The following is a 428-nucleotide window of genomic DNA, read 5'->3' as shown; positions in this document are numbered from 1 at the left end:
GGCCAGCCGAGGCTGTTATGGCTCCAAGCGGATTCATGCCGAGTTGGTGACCGCAGGCGAGGTTGTGTCGCAGCGCAGAGTTACCAAGCTTATGAAAGAAAATGGTATTTCTCCATCTAAGCGAGGTCCGGTTGCGCCGGTGACAACGCTGAGCAATCACAAGAAGTCGCCGTCCCCTAACTTGCTGCAGCAGGAGTTTGACTGTTACACTCCCAACACGGTCTGGCTCGCGGATATCACCTATTGCGCCACCGATGAGGGCTGGCTGTATGTGGCCGCCATCAAGGATATGGCAACGCGTGAGATTGTCGGCTGGGCCATGGACAAGCATATGAAAGCGGACCTGTGCTGTGCGGCCCTCAAGATGGCCCTGGGAAGACGCGGTCCTGTTGTTGGCCTCATTCATCACTCCGATCGCGGTAGTCAAT

1 protein-coding gene is annotated in these 428 nt (G+C 56.5%); it reads left to right on the top strand.

Translation table 11 applies throughout. The annotated features are described in order from the left end of the window. Window positions 1–428 (top strand): DDE-type integrase/transposase/recombinase (locus tag PPL9_RS28925; RefSeq protein WP_152986860.1); only part of this gene is annotated, 428 nt, incomplete at both ends.

This window comes from Pseudovibrio sp. POLY-S9 (assembly GCF_001431305.1).
GTDB lineage: Bacteria > Pseudomonadota > Alphaproteobacteria > Rhizobiales > Stappiaceae > Pseudovibrio.
This window is presented reverse-complemented; position numbering and strand designations above follow the sequence as displayed.